At 67.6% G+C, this 19,182-nt stretch carries 21 protein-coding genes and 4 pseudogenes; 11 read left to right on the forward strand and 14 right to left on the reverse strand.

The window, feature by feature from the left end; genetic code table 11:
* Positions 1 to 94: 94 nt before the first annotated feature.
* Entirely contained in the window at positions 95 to 1,090 is a 996-nt protein-coding gene (locus tag AVL59_RS21075) for a GNAT family N-acetyltransferase (RefSeq protein ID WP_067306744.1), read from the reverse strand.
* Between the two features lie 91 nt (positions 1,091 to 1,181).
* Between AVL59_RS21075 and AVL59_RS54515 the strand changes: the two are divergent.
* A pseudogene (locus AVL59_RS54515) lies at positions 1,182 to 1,511 on the forward strand (transposase); the annotation flags it as partial.
* Between the two features lie 64 nt (positions 1,512 to 1,575).
* A complete protein-coding gene (locus AVL59_RS56475; protein ID WP_099053095.1) occupies positions 1,576 to 2,040 on the forward strand; it encodes a hypothetical protein in 465 nt (154 codons plus the stop codon).
* Between the two features lie 495 nt (positions 2,041 to 2,535).
* On the opposite strand, the gene AVL59_RS21090 is transcribed toward AVL59_RS56475, so the two are convergent.
* The 4 genes from AVL59_RS21090 to AVL59_RS21105 form a co-directional block, all read right to left on the reverse strand.
* A complete protein-coding gene (locus tag AVL59_RS21090; protein WP_372450420.1) occupies positions 2,536 to 2,823 on the reverse strand; it encodes a hypothetical protein in 288 nt (95 codons plus the stop codon).
* Positions 2,824 to 3,018: 195 nt separating this feature from the next.
* Positions 3,019 to 3,366, reverse strand: coding sequence for a VOC family protein (locus AVL59_RS21095; RefSeq protein WP_067306746.1), 348 nt, complete (start codon positions 3,364 to 3,366; stop codon positions 3,019 to 3,021).
* A gap of 518 nt (positions 3,367 to 3,884) precedes the next feature.
* Positions 3,885 to 4,613 carry a hypothetical protein gene (locus tag AVL59_RS21100; RefSeq protein WP_067306749.1) on the reverse strand — a complete coding sequence of 243 codons (729 nt, stop codon included), beginning with the start codon at positions 4,611 to 4,613 and terminating at the stop codon, positions 3,885 to 3,887.
* A gap of 442 nt (positions 4,614 to 5,055) precedes the next feature.
* Positions 5,056 to 6,240: a hypothetical protein gene (locus tag AVL59_RS21105; protein WP_067306751.1), complete on the reverse strand. Its 1,185-nt coding sequence runs from the start codon at positions 6,238 to 6,240 to the stop codon at positions 5,056 to 5,058.
* Between the two features lie 602 nt (positions 6,241 to 6,842).
* Here AVL59_RS21105 and AVL59_RS53615 point away from each other — a divergent pair.
* The 4 genes and pseudogenes from AVL59_RS53615 to AVL59_RS56065 all read left to right on the forward strand — a co-directional run.
* Entirely contained in the window at positions 6,843 to 7,373 is a 531-nt protein-coding gene (locus tag AVL59_RS53615; RefSeq protein ID WP_208870421.1) for a hypothetical protein, read from the forward strand.
* A gap of 3 nt (positions 7,374 to 7,376) precedes the next feature.
* A complete protein-coding gene (locus AVL59_RS52285; protein ID WP_159399977.1) occupies positions 7,377 to 7,859 on the forward strand; it encodes a hypothetical protein in 483 nt (160 codons plus the stop codon).
* A gap of 234 nt (positions 7,860 to 8,093) precedes the next feature.
* Complete coding sequence (locus AVL59_RS21115; protein ID WP_067306754.1) at positions 8,094 to 8,495, forward strand: hypothetical protein; 402 nt, start codon at positions 8,094 to 8,096, stop codon at positions 8,493 to 8,495.
* 47 nt (positions 8,496 to 8,542) lie between these two features.
* Positions 8,543 to 8,842 (forward strand): annotated as a pseudogene (locus AVL59_RS56065) (helix-turn-helix domain-containing protein); the annotation flags it as partial.
* A gap of 77 nt (positions 8,843 to 8,919) precedes the next feature.
* On the opposite strand, the gene AVL59_RS56070 reads toward AVL59_RS56065, so the two are convergent.
* The 3 genes from AVL59_RS56070 to AVL59_RS21125 all read right to left on the reverse strand — a co-directional run bounded on the left by AVL59_RS56070 (position 8,920) and on the right by AVL59_RS21125 (position 10,509).
* Complete coding sequence (locus AVL59_RS56070) at positions 8,920 to 9,069, reverse strand: DnaJ C-terminal domain-containing protein (protein WP_335743748.1); 150 nt, start codon at positions 9,067 to 9,069, stop codon at positions 8,920 to 8,922.
* 85 nt (positions 9,070 to 9,154) lie between these two features.
* Positions 9,155 to 9,445: a hypothetical protein gene (locus tag AVL59_RS21120; RefSeq protein ID WP_308281955.1), complete on the reverse strand. Its 291-nt coding sequence runs from the start codon at positions 9,443 to 9,445 to the stop codon at positions 9,155 to 9,157.
* A gap of 530 nt (positions 9,446 to 9,975) precedes the next feature.
* Positions 9,976 to 10,509 carry a GNAT family N-acetyltransferase gene (locus AVL59_RS21125; RefSeq protein WP_067306757.1) on the reverse strand — a complete coding sequence of 178 codons (534 nt, stop codon included), beginning with the start codon at positions 10,507 to 10,509 and terminating at the stop codon, positions 9,976 to 9,978.
* Positions 10,510 to 10,689: 180 nt separating this feature from the next.
* Between AVL59_RS21125 and AVL59_RS50600 the strand changes: the two are divergent.
* Positions 10,690 to 10,860, forward strand: a pseudogene (locus AVL59_RS50600) (VOC family protein); the annotation flags it as partial.
* 328 nt (positions 10,861 to 11,188) lie between these two features.
* Here AVL59_RS50600 and pspAA read toward each other — a convergent pair.
* From pspAA to AVL59_RS54530, 5 genes and pseudogenes are all read right to left on the reverse strand, one after another.
* Complete coding sequence (gene pspAA / locus AVL59_RS48585) at positions 11,189 to 11,467, reverse strand: PspA-associated protein PspAA (protein WP_079146846.1); 279 nt, start codon at positions 11,465 to 11,467, stop codon at positions 11,189 to 11,191.
* A gap of 177 nt (positions 11,468 to 11,644) precedes the next feature.
* Entirely contained in the window at positions 11,645 to 11,839 is a 195-nt protein-coding gene (locus AVL59_RS21130; protein ID WP_067306759.1) for a ferredoxin, read from the reverse strand.
* 245 nt (positions 11,840 to 12,084) lie between these two features.
* The gene (locus AVL59_RS52290) at positions 12,085 to 12,978 is read right to left on the reverse strand and encodes a hypothetical protein (RefSeq protein WP_159399978.1); all 894 of its coding nucleotides are present in this window, start codon (positions 12,976 to 12,978) and stop codon (positions 12,085 to 12,087) included.
* Positions 12,979 to 13,893: 915 nt separating this feature from the next.
* A complete protein-coding gene (locus tag AVL59_RS54525; protein WP_308281954.1) occupies positions 13,894 to 14,469 on the reverse strand; it encodes a zeta toxin family protein in 576 nt (191 codons plus the stop codon).
* A gap of 441 nt (positions 14,470 to 14,910) precedes the next feature.
* Positions 14,911 to 15,345: pseudogene (locus AVL59_RS54530) on the reverse strand (zeta toxin family protein); the annotation flags it as partial.
* Between the two features lie 301 nt (positions 15,346 to 15,646).
* Between AVL59_RS54530 and AVL59_RS56480 the strand changes: the two are divergent.
* From AVL59_RS56480 to AVL59_RS53015, 4 genes are all read left to right on the forward strand, one after another.
* Positions 15,647 to 15,727, forward strand: a complete 81-nt coding sequence (locus AVL59_RS56480; protein WP_372450422.1) for a tryptorubin family RiPP precursor — start codon at positions 15,647 to 15,649, stop codon at positions 15,725 to 15,727.
* 97 nt (positions 15,728 to 15,824) lie between these two features.
* Positions 15,825 to 16,868: a cytochrome P450 gene (locus AVL59_RS21145; protein WP_067306768.1), complete on the forward strand. Its 1,044-nt coding sequence runs from the start codon at positions 15,825 to 15,827 to the stop codon at positions 16,866 to 16,868.
* Complete coding sequence (locus AVL59_RS21150) at positions 16,855 to 18,099, forward strand: cytochrome P450 family protein (RefSeq protein ID WP_208870422.1); 1,245 nt, start codon at positions 16,855 to 16,857, stop codon at positions 18,097 to 18,099. The genes AVL59_RS21145 and AVL59_RS21150 overlap by 14 nt, the downstream gene beginning before the upstream one ends.
* Before the next feature lie 519 nt (positions 18,100 to 18,618).
* The gene (locus AVL59_RS53015; RefSeq protein ID WP_162494761.1) at positions 18,619 to 18,771 is read left to right on the forward strand and encodes a hypothetical protein; all 153 of its coding nucleotides are present in this window, start codon (positions 18,619 to 18,621) and stop codon (positions 18,769 to 18,771) included.
* On the opposite strand, the gene AVL59_RS21160 is transcribed toward AVL59_RS53015, so the two are convergent.
* The gene (locus AVL59_RS21160; protein ID WP_067306773.1) at positions 18,768 to 19,154 is read right to left on the reverse strand and encodes a winged helix-turn-helix transcriptional regulator; all 387 of its coding nucleotides are present in this window, start codon (positions 19,152 to 19,154) and stop codon (positions 18,768 to 18,770) included. The two genes, AVL59_RS53015 and AVL59_RS21160, sit on opposite strands and share 4 nt — an antisense overlap.
* Positions 19,155 to 19,182: the final 28 nt, after the last annotated feature.

A 19,182-nucleotide genomic window follows, 5' to 3' on the forward strand; every position in this document is an offset into this window, starting at 1 on the left:
CTAACGAAGCACTGAGGACCTGTCCGGTCGATCAAGCCGGGCTCAATTTTCGGGAATCCGTACCACCGAGAGACTACGGAGGACCTCTGTCAGATCAGGCGGCGATCGGCTTGCGGTAGCGGAAGTACTCGTTCTGGCGTTGGAACCCTACGCTCTCGTAGAGGTCGTAGGACCGGTGCGGATTGGCGGCCCCGGTGTACAACCGGGCGGTCTGCGCACCGTGCTTGCGAAGACACCGCAACCCGTCCAGCAGCAGGGCCCGTCCAAGTCCCAGACGCCTTGACTCTGCCCGGACGCTCAGTTCTTCGACTTCGCCCACAGTGGGGTCGTGTCGACGGATGGAGCACAGGGCGACCGCGGCCATATGTCGTCCTTCCCAGGCAGCCCGCCAGCAGGTCGGGTCGGCTGTGGCAAGGAAGCTCTCGAACGTCCACGTTTCTGTAAAGGCGGCATTCGCATACGAATCGACGACGGTCTTCCAGGCCGCGCGGTAGCCGCTCGGATCGACGGCACCGACTCGGATGCCGGCTGGCAACGGCTTGCCGTCGGGGAGCTGTCGGAGATCGACCAGCTCCAGCTCTACCAGGCTGAAGACAGGCCGGTATCCCGTTTCGAGCAGCAGCGTCGTTGCATCCTGTTCAGAGGCCATGGCGCTCGCGCCGAACACAGCCGTCTCTGTGGTTCCATGCCGCTGCACGAGCTGGCGGATACGGCATTCTGCCCAGTTGAGCATGGCTGAGCCGATGCCCTGGCCGCGGTGCTCGGGCAGCAGGTAGCCGCGGTGCAGGTACAACCACGTCCCGTCCCGCTCCTGCCACCACCTGATCGTTGAGTAGCCGACGACGCCACCGTCGTGCTCCACCAAGACCTGGTTCTCGGATGGGTCGTCCAGCTTGGTGCAGGATTCGGCGATCTCGGCTGCCGTGGGGAGCCCCTCCACAACCGAGCGGGCGTCGATCCGATCCCGCTGTGCACAGCCCAGCCGCACAGCGGCCATCCCGTCATGGTCGTGGTGGCCGCGATACGGCCGGAAGACGTAGCCAGGCAACCGTTCCCACGATGCAGGTCCGCTGCCGCTGTTCACGCTCACACCAAGACCCCCGTTACGTTGGATATGCGGTGTCATCGATCACGGAAGCGTAGGCCGTGCCGATCAGACGGCAGAACTCCCTTTCCGCAGCATGACCGTTCGCGGGGACTTGACGGACGAGGCGTGGGACCTGCCGCAGCCGTTCCTGCCCATGAGTAACGGCCGGTGGCGGGACCACTGCCAGGTGATCGACGGCATCCTGTATCGAGTACGCACCGGGGTGCAGTGGCGTGACCTGCTCGAACGCTTCGGGCCATGGAAAACGGTCTACGAACGGCACCGGGTGTGGTCGGCTGACGGGACATGGGCGAGTCTGCTGGAGTAGGTCCAGGTCACAGCCGATGCGGCGGGCAAGATCGACTGGAACACCTCCGTGGACTCCACCAGTGTGCGTGCGCACCAGCACGCCGCCGGCGCCCGCACCGAACCGCCGTCGGCCCCGCATCAAAGGGAGCCGCAACGGCAGAACACCAGGACGAAAGGCCATGGCAGAAGCCGCACGGCCACCCGGTGGAGGTGCCGCACCAGGTGAGGGCCTGGGCCGCTCGCGCGGCCGCTTCACCACGAAAGTCCATCTGAGCGCGGACGGCCGCTGCCCGGCCTCGGCGGAACGTGTCCGGGGCTTCGGCGAGATCCTCACCAACCGGTTCGGTGACACGCTTCCCACCAGGATCAATGCCGTCGACGTCAGCCAACTGCCCGGCCTCACAGGCTTCGCCCTTCACCTGCTCCGGGATCTCGACGCCGTGACCATCGGCCTCACCGTGCGCTGGAGCTCCGGCGGCACCGAAGGCGCGGTGAACCGCGCCAAGAAGATCAAAAGGCAGCTCAGCAACAGCGGCTCGCGGGACTGGTCTGCGCCTGCCTCGACGAACGATGCTGTACGGTGGTCGCCGCCGAACTCGAGTGGGAGTCGGATGCGGTGGCTCCGGAGGTTGTGGCGAGTGTGAGACCACCGCCGAGGATGGCCGCGGAGACGGCCAGGACAATGTGCTTGCGAGCGTTCACGAGTGAGGCTCCATCTCTCCCGTTGATCGAATAGGCAGCGCAGGGGACCCGTACCGGCGGAGCACTCCCGCGCGACCAATTCGGTGCCCACACGGGATACCACGGCATTCAGCCTGCTCCTTAGCCGGGTCCGGCCGCGTCCTTCATATTCCGTCACTGCACAGGTCACGTCATGTGCAAGGAGCGCACTCAACTTGGCGTACAGTGCACCGTTTGGTGTCCATGGCACCTGGCGACGATCGTGTGATATTGCGGTGGGATGCACCACGCGCCTGCCCGCCGCCGTTCGCCGCAACCTCGCACCTGATCGGGTCGGCGGATCCGTGGACCGACACGCTCACGATCAAGAAACGAAGCCCTTCGCCAGTCAGGTGTCGCCGGCTGCACCGCGGCTCGACCGGTCCAGCTGCCCGGGCCAGCACACGCTGACCGGCGTGTCAGGCGAGACCGAGCTGGCTGAGCGCTGGGGTCCAGTCGGTGGCGATGGCCCGCTGTGCGGCCTTGAGGGTGACGTTCCCTGAGCAGACCGCCGTGTGCGGCTTCGTCTCCACCGGGTCCTTCAGGTTGTTCACGCCCGAGCCCGGCTTGTGGCCCGGGTCGGCCGGCTCGACCCGGAGGTTGCGGGCGTCGTTCGGGTCACCGCCGATCTGCAGGGCCGGCGGGCCGCCCCCACCCGCGAGCAGGCCGCCGCGTCGGCGCCGCCCAATGCCTTGAAGACGCCCCAACTGGGAGGAGCGGCCGCCGACATCTTCCGGACTGCGCCCCCAGGGCCCCGAAGTCCCCGACAGCGACTTGCGGATGATGTACAGCGGGAACCTGCCCGTGTGAGCACGCCCGATGTGACCCGGGACCTGCTAGACGCACGACGCAGCCTGCGCACCGACCGATTCCCGGCCGGGCAGGGAGTGGCCCCCTGTGCGTCAGCGGTGACCCAGCACGTTGACAACACGGCCGTTGGGGTCGCGGACGAAGAACCGTCGTACCCCCCACTCCTCGTCCTGCAAGGGATGGACGATCTCCACACCGCGCTCCTGCATGGCCGCGTAGGCAGCATCCACGTCGTCCACCTCCACACTCATGTCGGGGGTGAGCGGCGCCGTCTTGTCGCTGGCCATGAAGCTGACCTGCGCCGCCGGATTGGACGGCGACGCGAGTGTCATGATCCAGCCGTGGTTCATGACCTCCTCGAAGCCCAGCAAGCCATAGAAGTCCCGGCTCTCCTGCGCGGCCTCTGACTGGATGTTGGGTACGACTCGACGAACGGTCATCGGGTGACTCCATGTGAGAACAGACGTGGCTCTGGGACTGTTCAGGAGTACTACGACTCATCCTTTGCCGCACGTACTTTCGCAACAGGCCCGAGTCGGGTTGGTTACAGCTCTCGCCGTCGGTGCGTTGGGATCCCGGCTCCGTTTTCGAAGGTGGCCGGGGCCAGCCAAGTCAGGGACCGTGCCGCAGCAGCACTTGGCGAGGCGCACAGTCCGTACGGCATCGCCTCCTCCAGGCTGAGCAGCGCAAGACCTCGCCTGTCTGCTCCATGGGGGCAGAGTCGATCTCGTCCAAGCCTGGGTGCGCGTAGTCGTCCATGACCGGCCAACGTACCCGGCCGCTCTTCGGTCGCTATCCAACGACATGCACCCCCCGGGGCCTGACGCCGGCCAGGACTGCGCATGACGCATTGGTGAAGGGCGGTGGCCCGCACTGAGCTCAGCGGAGCAGGCACCTTGTGTACGGTCACACCCGGGAGGCGATGACCGGCGGCGGGAGCGGCCCCACCGCCCCCTGGTCACTGGGAATTGTAGGCTTTGACGCTCACTGCCGGGCCGCCGGAGTATCTGGCTACCGCCTGGACGGCGCCGCCGGTGACCTTGACGACCCCCGTACCGTGAGCCGGTACGCGGACAAGCCCTCCAACGGGGGTGACAGAGATGGCTTGCTGGGTCTCGCCTTTGGCCGGCTGGTCGTAGACCAGGTAGGCAACGCGCACGGAAACCTCGAAAGCGTCGGGGTTCGTCACGCGCACGGCGGTGAAACGGGAAAACTTGCTGGCGGTCTGCCCCGCCGCGTTGAGCGGCTGAGTGGTCACCGGGTGGATGTTGGCCCGCACCCTGGCTGTGGCCAGGTGAGTAACGGCAACCCGGACATCGTAGACCTGGTGCTTGCCGGGCCCCGAGAAGCGCAGAATGTCGAAACCCCACCCGTAAGGAACCACCAAACGGCCACTGTCGCTGCCATATACGGTACGGACCTGCACCCCTGGCAGCCGGTGACCGTGCCGGTCGAGCGCGGTGAACGCCAAGACAGGGGTGACCGAGTCCCTGTCGGTGTTTCTGATGAACAATTGCTGGTCGATGTAGTTGTCACCGCTGTGCCGGTGATAGGTGAACGTGAGCACATTCTTGTCCGGCTCGGCGACCGATTGGTGAGCGGTTGCGCCGCCGTCCTCCGCTCCGCTCTTCGCCGGGCCGCACCCGAGGAGTAGCGCCGCCATCATGGCCGCCCAGGCCCCGGCCACAGCCCATCTGCGTCTCACATTGATCCTCTCCGACCTTTTGCGTTCGAAGCCCCACCCCGGAGCGCCGTGGGATCGTAGCCTGGTCTGGCGTCAAGGGTGATCATCAGTTGGCAAAGAGGCAAGCGGAGGCCACGCCAAGCCACGCCTACGCAGCGTTCGACGCAAAGGCATGCTCCACTATCTGGTCACAAGGTTCCGCTCTGCGCATTCACGCTGTGCGCCGCTATACCGAAGGCTGCTGAACGTCGGCCAGGTCGTCGTAACTCTGAACGCGTTCGTCCCTCGCGCGAGGGCGAATCCGACGCAGGCCGGCGGGGCAGCCGTGACGGACTCCCATGACTCCGGCGGCAGCGTCACGTGTGCAGCCCAAGAGCGCGAAGGCCCCGGCCTGCCGAAAGGATTCCCCGCGTCACGCCATCTGTCCTTGGTGCGTTTTACGGACTCACAGGCGTCGGGCCTCCTGCGCCATTTCTGAACCGATCTCGGGGTCGGGCTCTCTGGCTGCAGCGGCAAGGAGGATCCGGCGAGCCGCAGAGGGAACGAACTCGGTCGGCCAGCCCTTCAGCGCCTTGAGCGCCATGCGTCGGTTCCTGCTCGTCCTATTGTTGAGGGCTGTCTCTATCAATTCCCAGCCGTGGCCGGGGTGCTCGTCCAGGCGGCTCACGATGATGTCGAGAATCCGGTCGACATCGAACTCCCTTCCAAGACCCAGTTCAGTCGTCGGACCGGTTCGCAGATCCTGGAGGGGCAGGAGGCGTACCGCCGCCTCGACGACCACCGAGATGCCTTCGCTCGGACAGTCGTCGATGAGCAGGAACCAGATGGTGCTGTCCTGAGGTTCCGACTCCACCCTCCGCAGTAGGGCGGGGCGGGCTGGGACGTTCATCCGTCTTGCCGCCCATGCCGCAAGACGAAAGGTGGTCAGCTCCTTGTCGGCGAGGCCGGCGAGTACGACGTCCCGTGATGCCGGATCTGTGACCACTGCCGTGAATCGGTCCCGAATGCGTCGCCACTCGTGATGTTCCCGGCACAGCGTGCTCATGCATGGGTCATGCAGAAATCTGTCGATCGACAAGAGGTTCCAAAGCCGCCGCAAGGTGATGCCTCTTGCTGTGGCGTGGAACAGATAGCCATCCAGCGCACGTACTGCGTCGTCGTACGACGCCAGCGCCGGCCCCGGTCCATCGACATCGGTGAGCGCTTCGAGGAGCCTTCCCGTGCCGTCCAGGGTTTCCTCGTCCAGTTTTTCGCCGGCGAGGGCACCCGCGAGATCACCGACTCTCGCGGCGGTCAGCGCGAAATAGCTGTCCAGTACGTCGCCCGTGCACGACTCACGGATCAACCACCTCTTGATCTCGGGATCCGACGCGCCTTCGAGCCGGCGGACGGCATCGACGCGAGCCCAGCCTTCCGCCTGCCGGGCCAGTTCGAACAGAGCTTGAGAGGGATCGGCCTGGGACCGCAGCAAGGCTTCACAGGCCTCGGTCGAGAACGCCCAGAAGACGCCCAGCGTCTTCAAGACGTCACAGTCGTCGCCGGTCCCAGCCATGCCCAGCAGCAGGATGCCGAACCTGACGGCATTGGGGTGTTCGCCGTGCGTTGCGAACCACCGGCCCAACTGGCGCATGCGATCGGAGGGAAGAGAACGCTCTCGAAGAGTCGCTTCGAGCGTGCGCTCATGGTCCCGCCACACAACGCGCCGAAGCTGTTTGTCCAGGACGGACGCCACCGAGCGATCGGCAGCGGATTCGGTCAGACGTGTGGCAGCCGCGGCTATCCGCGCAGCGGTGTCCTTCGAGCGGTTGGCGCGGCGGCTCGGCCGGGGCGCCCTTTGAGGGAGTCGATGGTCTCGTGGCCGCCCCAAGTGCTGCCGCTCGACTGCCAGGGCGTGGCCGTACAGGGAGGGTCGGCCGCTGAGGGTGGGGCCCAGGTCCCACGGTCGGGGGCGGTTCACCGGACGAGGACCCGGGTGTCCTTTCGCTTGATCATGTGATGATCTTCGCAGGTCGGTGCGGGACGAGCAAGAGCCGCGTCGCCGGTGAACACAACACGCACGGAACAACTGCGCTGCGCCAGTAAGCGACCAGCCGGTGGGACCGGGCGGGAAGGTGGTGGTGGCCGGCGCCCCGTGCGACTCCCTGTACGCGTTGGACGTCCTCCACCACCGCGACGGTGGCGAACACTCCGAGATGATCGTCACCGGTCTTTGCTCGTAGCAAGCGTCCACTGTTGGAAGAACCCGTGTTCGACGGCATTCATCAGGAGCTGAAGGACACCGTGCGGGCGTGGTGGCCGCGACCGGGCGGTTGGCAGACCTTCCAGTTCGATCACGGACTATGGGAGGAGGACTACCCGTCCGCCCTGGTCGGATGGACCGGCGCACCGGCCTGCGTCGCAGACGTCTCTGCCAGCGACATCGCCCTCGTGACCGGGCTGGGAACCAACGGGCAACGTTGGCAGGGGTGGCTCAACCTGAACAAGGCTGCGGCACTCCTCACCGAGGAGCCCGAGGGCTATCGCCAACGCCTGTCCTGGGCACGTGCTTTCAGGCGGTTGCAGCAGGCCGGAGTGGAGTGCACCGGCTCCTACGGAGCCGCCCTTACCCGCTATCTGCACCATGAAGGCATCACGGTCACCGAGGTCAACCGACCCGACAAAGCCGCCCGACGCCGGCACGGCAAGTCCGGCTCCCTCGATGCGGCAGCCGCCGCCCGGGCGGTCTCCGGCCGGGCCACGGCCACCGCCAAGACGACCGACTGACCAGTGGAGACGATCCGGCTGTTCAAGACGGCCAACACTTCCGCGGTCAAGTCCCGTTCCATGGCCATCAACCAGCTCAAGGCCGTGTTCGTGGCGGTAGAGCCGGCTCTGCGTGAGTCCCTGGCCGGGCTGAGCAACCTCAAACTCATCCGCCGGTGTTCGCAGCTTCGGCCCGCGCCCAGCACGGGGCCGCAGGCGGGATCCCGCCATACGCTCCGACTCCTGGCCAAGCGAATCATGCATCTCACCGAGGAGATCAACGACCTCACGGCACGGATCAGCACAGCGATCGATACCTGCGCACCCAAGCTCCTGGAGCTCTACGGCGTCGGTCCGGACCCTGGCGCTGGGACACCCGCACCCGTTCTTACGTGGAACGACGAGTCACTGAGGGCAAGACACGACGCGAAGCCATCCGATGCCTCAAACGCTACGTGGCCCGCGAGATCTACCAAGCCCTCCTCACATCCAGAAAGCAATCCCTGACACCGGCCCCCGTCAGTTGACATCCATAGGGGCATCAACCTTGCCACCGCCTACCAGGCTGCCCTGCACCTCGCCGCCATCCTCATCTGGGCACGACGTTGACCAAAGAGGCAGGACGTAGTGCCGCATCGGCCAACGTTCGCGTCTTGGGACGTCGACGGGTAGTTGGCCAGACGCCCGCACCCGGTCGTGGGAAAGGACCTGTGGCAGCCAGTACCCACGTAGAGTGCTCGGGTGTTCAATCGGCTTGAGGTCAGTGCGTTGCCACCGGGCCCCCGATGGGCTGCGCAGTTGCAGTTCCGGATCGACGGCGAGGAAGTGGTGGCAGGGGCGGTCGGAAAGGGAGGCCGCGGCCCGTTTGCGGAGGAGGCGCTGCCCGCCGACGGTCACGGTCCCTTCTGGGCGACCGGCAAGGGGCGACGTGTAGTGCTGGGCGAGCCTGAGTGCACGGGCGGATGTTGTGGCTACCTGTCCGTGTTCGTGCAGCGCCATGGGGGGATCGTGGAGTGGTCCGACTGGGAGGTGCCCATTGACAAGGTGCGGCCCCCGGCGTTCCATTTCGACGCCGATCAGTACGACGCCGAACTCACCCGAGCACTGACAGACCGGCGCTGGCAGGTCTGGAGGAGTGGTTGACGCGCCACCGGTCCTGTCCTGGGACGCGTGGCCGTCACGCTGTGCCGGTGGCTGAACGAGTAGGCGTCCGTGAGATCGATGACGCTGAGAGCCGGCGCCTCCTGCAGATCATTCGTAGAGGCACCGGTTCGGTGGTGAGGTGACGGCGGGCCCAGATGGTGCGCCTGTCGGCGCGGGGCACGGCCGTTGCGAAGATCGCCGAGGTGACGTTCACCAGCGCGGATCGGGTCCGGGACGTGATCCACAAGTTCAATGCCGACGGCTTCGAAGCGCTCTACCCGAAGTGCAAGGGTGGCCGGCCGAAGAAGAAGGCCGAACCGGTCCGGCTGGTGCTGGACCCGCTCGCCCCAGAAACCCGCCACGGGGATGCTTCACGCCCCCCGGGTGCTCTACTGGACGGCCTGGGTAATGCCTACTGCGCGATTCAGCGGTCGATGTGCACGATGAAGTACAGATCTCCGGGCGCACCGCCATGCTTCCCCAGCCCGCCAAGTTCCCTGATCCGAACCTTCTGCCCGTCCCGGAGGCCGGCGGGGAAGCCACGCTCTGGGCCGATCAGGTCACACGGCTCCAATGCGGCGCACGGGCCAGCACACCCCGATCGGGTGTCAGGCGAGATCGAGGCGGCTGAGCGTGGTGGTCCAGTGGGTGACGATCGCCTACTGCGCCGCCTTTGGAGTGACCTTCCCGGAGCAGACCGTCGTGTGCAGCTTCGTCTCCACCGCGTCCTCCAGGTTGTTCACGCCCCAGCCCGGCTTGTGGCCCGGGTCGGCCGGCTCACCCCAGAGCTTGCGGGCGTTGTCCGGGTCACCACCGAGCTGCAGGCTGATCAGGTGGTCGTACTCGGCGTCTCCAAGGCTGCCCTTGTAGCCGTAGGAGGCGGCGTTCAGCTTCTTCTCCTGGCGGGTGATGGCCTCAGGGGCCGGATGTTCTTGCCACCGCCAGGACAACGATCAGCCAACGCACGTCACCCGTCTGGCCGGAAGCGTGATCGCATTCTCCTTGGGAGAAGCCAGCGGCAGGCCTTGTATACCGCTGCGGACGCATTCGCGAGTGCCTGTGGGGTCGACTCACAGGCGCCCGCGTCCCCAGTGAGCCTGCCTCTCACTACTTGAAGGGACGGCTGGCGCGAACCGCGTGCGTGTAGGCGGCATTGAGGCGCGGCAGGTGCTTGGAGGCCCGCCGCGCCTGTGTTTGAGCATGTGTCAGCAAGCATGAACGCTGTCTGTGACGGCGTGGAGCCGACAGGTGGCCTTCGCATCATCAGGGCCCTTGTTGGGTGAAAGCGTGTGCGATCAGTACGCCGCGAACGCGACGAGCGTCCCTGGGGAAAATCAAGGCTCTGGCCGCAGTTCCGTGAAAGCGCAGGTCAGCGACAGGAAGACACCATCCGTCCCTCGGTTTCCGTACCGTAGCGATCAACGCGTGGGACGTAGGGGCAGTGGTCGGCTGTCCTGGGATGATCGACGGCCCGGCCGGTTCACGCCTGGAACTCGGTGAGATCGATGGCGTGAACGCGCAGTGGGTAGCCGTACACCGGGTGTGCCGTCTCCCGCTCGGGCACCATTCCGAGCTTGCGGATGACGTTCTCGGAGGCGTTGTCCCCCACCCGGTTGATACTGATGACGCGGTCCAGGCCGCGGTCCTGGAGCGCGAACTCCAGCGTGGCGTGCGCGGCTTCGGACGCGTATCCCTGGCCCCAGAACTGTGAGCCGAGCCGCCAGCAGATCGCCACGGCGGGCATCACCTCCGGCAGGAACTCGGGCACGGACAGGCCCGTGAAGCCGATCAGTTCGCCCGAGGCCAGCAGCTCGACGGCGAAGAGCCCGAAGCCCTCCTCGTCCCACTCCTCCTCCCACCGCTCGATGTCCTCGGCTGTGTGGTCCAGGTCGCGCACCGAGCCGTCGTCGACCCAGCGCATGACCCGTGGGTCCGCGTTGATGTCCGCCATCGGCGTGAGGTCGTCGTCGTGCCAGCTACGGAGGAGGAGACGGGGTGTGCGGATCTCGGTCATGCGCCCATCCTGCCGAAGGCAGGCGCCTCATCGGTAATCCGGCACTCGCCCGCGCTGCCGCTCCGGAACCACAAGGCGTCAAGCCGCCTGCACCGCACACCGTGACCGGAGCCCGGCATCGCCCGGCGTGGGGGACACCCGCCTTCTGAGCGGCCGTGTGGACCTGCTCGTACCGCGAGCCGTGCCGAGGCCCGGATAGCCGCAGCACTCGCGGCCGGCGGACGCCTGGTGAAGGACACCGACGCGCCGTCGAACTGGGTGCTGGCCGTCCCCGAGGGGAACGAGGCGTGTGTCGGCGTGGCCGGCCCGCCCGTGCATGTCCCTGCTCGGCGAGACCAGGTCGACTGTTGATCACGAGACGCGGCCGCGCGCCCCGGAGACCGGCCTGGGTTTCGGGGCGCGCCGAGCCTCCAGCTTGTCCGATGGGTCGGGTTGGCCCGCGTAGGGCGTGCCGCCCCGGCACCTTTCATGCTGGGAGTGTGTACGTCCGCCGGCCTGGGCGGCTGGCCCAGAAAGTCAGGTCCCGTGAGTTTCTGCAGTAGGCGCGACCTGGGTGGTAACGGAGCCACCAGTTCATGGTGGCGTCGCAGGCGCTCTGACCGCCAGCGCTATTCGACCGCTCGCGGCGAACGGCACAAAGACTGTCCGAGGAAACCCTCGTGGTGTCAGAGCGCCGGGTTCAGCCGGGAACCAGTCCGTCGTCGCCAAGCATTTCGCGGACTCCAGCGAGGGTTGCGTCTGGCGCTGGGAGGATCAGCTCGCTTGGGTCCAATGCGTCATCGGGGATGGGACTACCAAGTCGGCGTACAGCGTCGAGGAGTGCTCCCAGGGCACGCCGAAAACCCTCTTCTTCTCCGCTTTCCATCTCTTCAAGTAGTTCGTCGTCCAAGGCGTTGAGCTCAGGAAAATGGCTGTCATCCAATTTCCACTGGCCCTCGCCCATGATGCGCACGATCACGATGGTCTGCCTCCTGTGGTCTACGACGTGTGTCTCCGGCCCGGGCCGCGTTCACCGCCATCTGTCGATGCGGGAGCTGGCCGATTCCACGCGGGACGCCGACGCTCACGCTGAGGTCGATCGCCGTGGACTCAGCCGGCGATGGCGGGCGGACGCACTGAGCTGGGTGGACCCTTCTCAGTCCTGTGTGACCTCGATGGCCTGTACCGGGCAAGCCCGCGCCGCTTCGCGCACCAGTGGGTCACTACCCCCGTCCTCTCGGCCCGGAAGCAACGCGGAGAACCCGTCATCGTCCTGGTTGAAGACCGATGGAGCGGTCAACGCGCACTGGCCACTGCCGATACACACGTCTTTGTCGATGGTGATACGCATGGTCGCTCCATCCCCACGTTCCAAGTCGCAGATGCCCACTCTCACCCGTTCCGGTGAAACGCTGAAATGGCCGCTTCTGCACCCGTGCCGCTCCGTGGCTCGTCGCGAGGATCAAGTGCCTCCAGAGCTATTGGCTGGAGCCAGCACCTCGGCCAACGGGGCGTACAGGTTTCCGCTTGTGGTGATATTGGTCAGGTCGTTCTGGCCGCTGGCGGGAGTAGCGAGAGCAGCCTAGGTGTCCGGTCTTATGGGGTGGGTGCGAGGGAGTTGCGATCGGCGAAACCTTGTTCGGGGAGGACGATGAAGATCCCGGAGCCAGAGGGGTGCTCCACTGAGGCCCTGCGGATGAGATCGGTCCACTCTGGGCTCGGCCACCGAGTGTCGCTGTCCCAGAGGATCCCAACGAGGTTCATCGTTGAAGGGTCCACGTCGCTGAAGTCGGCCCCTACGAAGTTGTTCGCTGCATCAACCAAATTGTCATGAGCTTCGATGAGGCCGTGGTCGAGGTCGAGGGCTCGGGTGACGTCGCGGGCACGAGTGGCTTCCTGGACCCGATCGAGGTCGACGGTGATGGTGGCGGCGAGGTCGCTGAGGTCGTAAACCTGGTTGATGTCGTAAACCTGGTTGATGTCGAGGGCACGGGCAAGGCAGCAGGCGCGGTCAAGTCTCTGGTCGAGCTGGCGGGTGAGGTCACGGGTGCGGTCGAGGAGGCGGGGGAGGTCGTAGGCGTCGGCAAGCTCGTGGGCGAGGTCGCGAGCGCGGCCGAGGTCGGGCAGGTCGAGGGCTTCGGCAAGGTCGGCAGTGAGGTTGCCGACAAGGTGGCGATCGAGCGCGTGGTCGAGGTGGCGGGCGTGGTCGCGCGCTCGGTCGAGGTTGTCAGCCAGGTCGAGGGCGCGGGTGAGGTCGTTGACGTTTTCAGGGGCACTGGCGCGGATGAGGTCGAGGGTGTGGGCGAGGCGGCGGTCGAGGACGCGGGCGCGATCGCGGGCCTGGTCGAGAGCCAAAGCCAGGTCGGGGTTGCGGTCGAGGTCCAGGGTGAGGGCTGCAGCTGCTTCCTGGAGGGACTCTGCGACGGCCTGGAGGGTGCCACGACTGCGAAGCCGCTCCTGTGGAGATGCGGACTTCCAGCGAGTCGTCACGTCAGCCAGACTCGGCCCGGTTCGTCCGTCTTGGGCTGCGTCAGTCTGAGGAGTCTCACTAGGGCGAGAGACATCTGAAAATGAAGTGGAAGCGGTAGGACTATCCGGTGCGGGCGGAAGGCGGGAAACCTTCAGCGGAGGCCGGAAGCCAGGAGAACGTCGTGAGAGCACGGCCAGGACGCGGCCCACGAAGGATTCGGCAGTGATCGTCACGCGGCACCTCCTTCGCCCGTCGGATCCTGCTGCGTGGCAACGCCCGTGCTGGGCTGCGAATTCCCTGCTGAGGAACTACCCGTCCGGGGTCCTGGCAGAGCACCGTTCGACTCCGCGGGACTGGGTTGCCGGCCCTCATGTCGGAGGGTCTGCGCTTGTTGCTGCGCCCCCTCCACTACACCACCCAGAGCAGCCCGTCCCGCGCTCTTGACCATCAACGGCACCAGAGTGGTGGCCTGTTGGACAGCCGACAGCGCTCCCAGTCCGATGAGAAACGCCACCAGTGGATTCGTGTTCTGCGGATAGGTGGGTGGCGGCCACGACACCAGGCAAGGCCCCGCTGACGAACAGCCGCAGAGCCCCGGCGAACCAATACGCCTTCCAGCCGGGTACGGGCAGGTGCTCTTCGCCGGGCCGCACATCAGCTCTGTGTTTGGGAGGATCGATGGTGTCCGACTGAACGTTCCACGGCATCTGACGATGCCACTTGATGGCCTTGATGATGTCGACGGCCTCCATAGCGGCGCCGCCAGCCGCTCCCACCACCGCCGCCATGAACCAATCCATGTTCCGAGGCTAGAGGGAATCATCCGACAGGGAAGTGATTCTGCGTAACCAACGTGCTGAGAGGGCGGCACGCCTGGGCGGGCACGGGCAGCGTGGGCGTGGGCGTATGGAGCTGGCGCGGCTGCTGGGCGGGCATCAGCGGACATGCCAGTCCGGGGATCGCGATGAGGTCGTCGCGGTGATGCGGCATCGCAGTGTGCAACCGACGCTGGATGGACCAGAATCGCGCGGCTTCCTCGGGCGTGTAGGGGCGGGCCTGCTCTGTGACCAGGGCCAGCGCGGCAGCGCGGTGCCGCGCCCAAGCCCCTGGCCGTCACACGCGTTGTGGTAGAGGCGATGGGTGTCACGCCGCATCACCAGGACCGAGTCGACAGCTGACAGCTGCTCGGCCGTCGCCACCACCTCGGGCAGGACCGCGAAGTGGCTGTCGTGCCCGGCTGCGGTGGTGAACCGCGCAGGCACATTCCGCGGGCTCACCTGGGCATAGCGAGCGGCCGTGCCCTGGCGGGAATCGGCCGCGCGCACCGCCAGGACCACCAGCTCCACCCGGTAGCCGGCCTGCCGGAACAGGGACGCCCCCGCGACGAAGGCGGCGGCGCATGCCGGGGTGATCTCGATGACCACGTCCCCGCGCCGCTCGCGCACGTACGTCCCGGCCTGCGCCTGCCAGGCCCCGGTAGTCGGCATCTTGCCGGCGCCGGGCTGGGCCATCACGTACCCCTCGACGGGCGCCTCCTGCGGTTTGATCGGCCCGAGCAGCGGCGCGATCAAGTCGTCAAAGATCCAGCGGTGCTCGTCCGTTGAGAGGCGGTGGCAGTCGACCCCGGCTGCTTCCTGGCGAGGCTGGGCGGTGCGTCGGAGCGGCTCGGCCCGGGCGGCGGCGCGCTCGGCGTCGCGGCGCACCGCCGGCGACCAGTCCTCCGGAAGCCGGGGATCGGCAAGACGCCGGTCGGCGTCGGCGAGCTGACGGCGGAAGAGTCCCGTTTCCGTGGGGTCCCACGGGCGTCTGCGCTCGGCGAGCACGGCGTCCGCCCGCGCCCGTCGGCGGCGCCACTGGCCGTCTGGGCCGAGCTCGTTGGCGTACACCGCGGGAAGCGCTGTTTCGGCGGAGCGCCGTACGACCAAGACCCGGTCCGCCAGGCGGCAGGCCTCTACCGTGGTGAGGGTCGCGAGCAGCCCAGCCGCGCACGTGGTGTGGTTGTCCCAGGAGACGTAGTGGGCCCGGCTTTCCTCGGCGAAGCGCGGGTATCGGTCCAGGATGCCGAGCCGGCCGACCGCCTCGGGCGCGGCCAGGGCCACGATCTCGACGCGGTACCCCTCCTCCCGGTACGCCGCCACTTGTGTCAGGAACTCCTGTGGTTGCGCCAGAGGCGCCTCCACCACCGCGTCGAATCGGCCCTGGCGGACCCGCGCTTTGACTTCGGCCTGTCATCGGTAGGTCTCGGGCCGCCGCACCTGTACCCCGGCCGTGCGCACATCCTCGGTCAGGAAGTCGGCGTAGCAGGGGTGGGCGCTCTTGTAAGCGTCGCGGTCCGCTCTCACCGCGCCACCGCGCCGCCGGAGCGCGGCGTACACGAGGTCGACCACCAGCGTTTTGCCGCTGCCCTGCTGCCCTGCTGTCCGGCGACGAACACCACCACCGGACGCAGTATGTGACTTTGGTGGTGCGGTGTTGGCCGTAGTGGAACCGCAGGTACGGCCGACGGGCCAGGGCGAACGCGCACTGCTCCTGTCCGGTCGATTTGGCGCCTGCGACTCCTCAACTGTGCCTCTTGGCCTGGGCGTTGATCATTTGTTGATCGTAGTGGGGGAGCATGGAGAAGCCAGCTGCGCACGGTCTTCACAAGGGGGCGTGCGTGACATCTCCGCCCTGGAAGGGGGTGTAGTGATGAAGCTTCTCTTCGCCCTTCGCAACAAGGTGTCCGCTCAGAAGAGCCTGAAGAAGAGTGCCTGGTACTTCTGGTACTAGGCCGATTCGTAGCATCCGGTGAGGTCGCCCCCGGCCGTACGGCGGGGGGCGACGCCGCCCGCCGCCCGCCTGCCCCTCGGCCTTCCGGAGATCCCGCATGCGCCGCACGTTGTTCCATCCGCGACTTGCCGCCCTGTTCCGGGACCACCTAGGGCAGGACGTGTTCCGGCTCGAACCCGACACCGTCGGGGTCGCCGGGCATGAGGCCGCCGACCGGATTCTCGCCGCCCGCCGGGCCACCGAGACCGAGCGGCCCACGTTCAAGCCGCTGCACGGACGCTCGATCTCGCGCGGCGAGGCGTCCTCGGTGATGCGGACGATCGGCGGCGATGTGCGCGAGGCACTGAAGAAGCCCCGCTCCCGGCCCGAGGACGTCGATCTGTCGGGGGTGTGGCCGCTCAGGGGACATCTGTTCCTGCGGGACCTGATCCTTGGCCAGGATCCGTACCGGCTGCGGATCCTGATGAGCCGCAATCTCGAACTGACCCCCAAGCTGACCTGGGCGGTGATCGCGGCGGGCGCCGCGCTCCCGGGGCGGGTGGGCCGGCGCGGGGCCCCGCTGACCGCCATCGCGGGCCTGACGGCCGAGGCGGCCGGATATCAAGAGCGCCGATATGCCATGGGCATGTATCGGAGGGCGGCGGCACCCGTGTGCTTCACGGTCTCCACCCTGGTCGCGAACGCTCTCTGGCTCGGCGCACCGTTCGACCCCGGCACGCCGAACCGGCACATCCTGTACGAGGCCATGCGGCTGCTGCCGCCGTCCTGGAACATCCTGCGCAACGCCTGCCCCGAGTACGCCGCCCTCGACGAGCGCATCGGCACGGGCGACGACGTCCTCGTCCTGCCCCTTCTCTCCCACCGGGATCCCAAGCTGTGGGAGGACCCGCACGTGTTCCGCCCGGAGCGCTGGGAGACCCTCGACCCCGACACCGCGCCCGGCTACCTCCCCTTCGGCCATTCCTCCGAGCGCTGCTGGGGCCGGCACATGGTGATGCCGCTCGCCGAGCTGCTCCTGGACCTGGTACGCGGCGCGGGCCTCGCCGTCAGCCCCGAACAGACCTCCGCGAAGGTTCCCCTCGTCGGACTGCTCGGCGTCGAGGACGTCCAGGTGACGAGGGTGCGCCGTGCAGCTGTCTGAGCCGTCGGACGAGATCGGGAACGAGACCGAGACCGAGATGGTGGGTGACTCCTTCGCCCGCCACCCTCATGACGTCTACCGGCGCTGGCGCGAAGAGGGCGGTGTCCGCAAGGTCCGCTTCGCCGGTGCCGCGCCCTTGGCCGGGTGGGTCGTCACAGGGCACGCCGCCTGCCGGGCGGCCCTCGCCGATCCCCGGCTGAGCAAGGACGGCGCGACCGAGGCGTACGCCCGTCACGAGGGACTTCCCGTCGGCGGCCCGGGCGGCGGGCTCACCAGCCACATGCTCAACTCCGACCCGCCCCGCCACACGCGCCTACGGCGTCTGGTCCAACAGGCGTTCACCCAGCGGCGGGTGGCGGATCTGCGCCCCCGGATCGAGGCACACGTCACGACGCTGCTCGACGCCCTCGACGGGACGGACGAGGGCGATGAGGTAGACCTGATCGCCCGGTTCGCGCTCCCGCTGCCGCTGGCCGTGATCTTCGACCTGCTGGGCGCGGACCCCGCCGCGCATGGGATCCTCCAGGTCCGCGGTCACACGGTGAGCGGGGACGGCGGCGACGGGGAGGTGTCCGTCCCGACGGCCGAGGCGATGCTGGAGCGACTGCGCGCGCTCATCGCGGAGAAGCGGGCCCGCCCGGGCGACGACCTGCTCTCCGCTCTCCTCACTGCCGGCGACGGAGGCGACCGCCTCACCGGGCAGGAGGTCACCTCGATGGCGTTCCTGCTGGTGATCGCGGGTCACCAGACCACTGTCAACCTAGTCGCCAACGGCTTGCTCGCGCTGCTCGCCCACCCCGCGCAGCTCGCCGCCGTACGCGCCGACCCCTCACTCATCCCCTCCCTGACCGACGAAGTCCTGCGCCACGAGAGCCCGTTCGCTCTCGCGAGCCTGCGCTACACCACCGAGCCCGTGACGATCGACGGTACGACGATCCCGGCCGGGGAGTTCGTCCAGATCGCGCTGGCGGCCGCCAACCGCGACCCGGAGGTCTTCGCCGACCCCGACCGGTTCGACGTGACCCGCGACGCCTCCCAGCACCTGGCGTTCGGCCACGGCGTCCACCACTGCCTTGGCGCACCGCTGGCCCGCCTCCAGGCCGAGATCGCCTTCGCCCACGTACTGCGGCGCTTCCCCGGTCTGCGCCTCGCTCATCCGGAGCGCACCGCCGAGTGGCAGGACAACCCCCGGCACCGCGGCCTGCTCACCCTGCCGGTCCGGCTGCGCTGACGTCGTACGACGATACGTTTGAGCCCCGCACGGGGGGGCTTTGCCTCGCGGTCGGCCCAGGCTCCCGATGACTGGGCGTTCCCGCTGGAGGCCGTGCACCTGCTGGAAGCCGTGTACCTTATCGCCGGCCGCCGAACCGGCCTGCCGCATCGCCGCCGGGTTCCAGGCCGAGGCCGGCCTGATGGCCTTTCGGGGGACGGCAGCCTTGTCGGGCCGGGCGCCGCTGTGCGGGCCCCCGATGCGCTGGGAGCCGCCGGCTCCGTCTGGAGCGCCGGCCGGGGCCGGCTTTGACACTTGAACGCCGCCGGCCTGTCCCGGCCACACCTGACGGTTCAGGACGGTCACGGTACCGGGCTCGGAAGCGGCGTGCGGCTGACGCGCATCTTCGACCGGCCGTGCGGTTGCTGCTCCCAGTCCTCCATGAACACCGCCTGGAGACCGTGGTGGCAGGCTGCCAGGGCCCGCCGGGGACAGGTCACCCGGTGGACGGGGTTCGTCGCGCATCTCACCGAGACGTGCGTGACCGACGTCGCGAACGTGATGCAGCAGGCCGCGGCGCCCGAGCCGGGTGCGGATACCGGTCAGCGCCTGGGCGTCGTATGTGGTGGCCGAGGTGGTCGCCGCATCTGTGTAGCCGCCGTCGACCAGGTGTTCGGCGCCGCGCTGTCCTAATGGGCCGGGCGTGCACCTGCGCTGCGCGGCGACAGCCGCCGTGTGATCCGGTCGAACAGCTCCGTCAGCGGCTCGCCGACGTCCCGACCGAACTCGGTCAGCCCGTAGGTGACCTGGGGCGGCGTCGTCGGCTCGACCTTCCGCCAGACCAGGCCGTCCTGGACCAGCGCGCGCAGGGTCTGGGCGAGCATCTTCTCGCTGATGCCCTGGATGCTCTTGCGCAGCTCGTAGAACCGGAGGTCGTTGCTCCGCAAGGAGATCAGCACCCAGATACCCCACCTGCTGGTCACGTGGTCGACCACATCGCGCGCGGGGCACTCAGTGTGAAACGCCTCATACCGCTCCTCCGCCTCGGCCTGCATGAGCTGCGCGCCTCCCGTCACGTGATGAGCTTACCCAAAGGTATGTCCT

Source organism: Streptomyces griseochromogenes, from assembly GCF_001542625.1.
In the GTDB taxonomy this organism is placed as follows: Bacteria; Actinomycetota; Actinomycetes; order Streptomycetales; family Streptomycetaceae; genus Streptomyces; species Streptomyces griseochromogenes.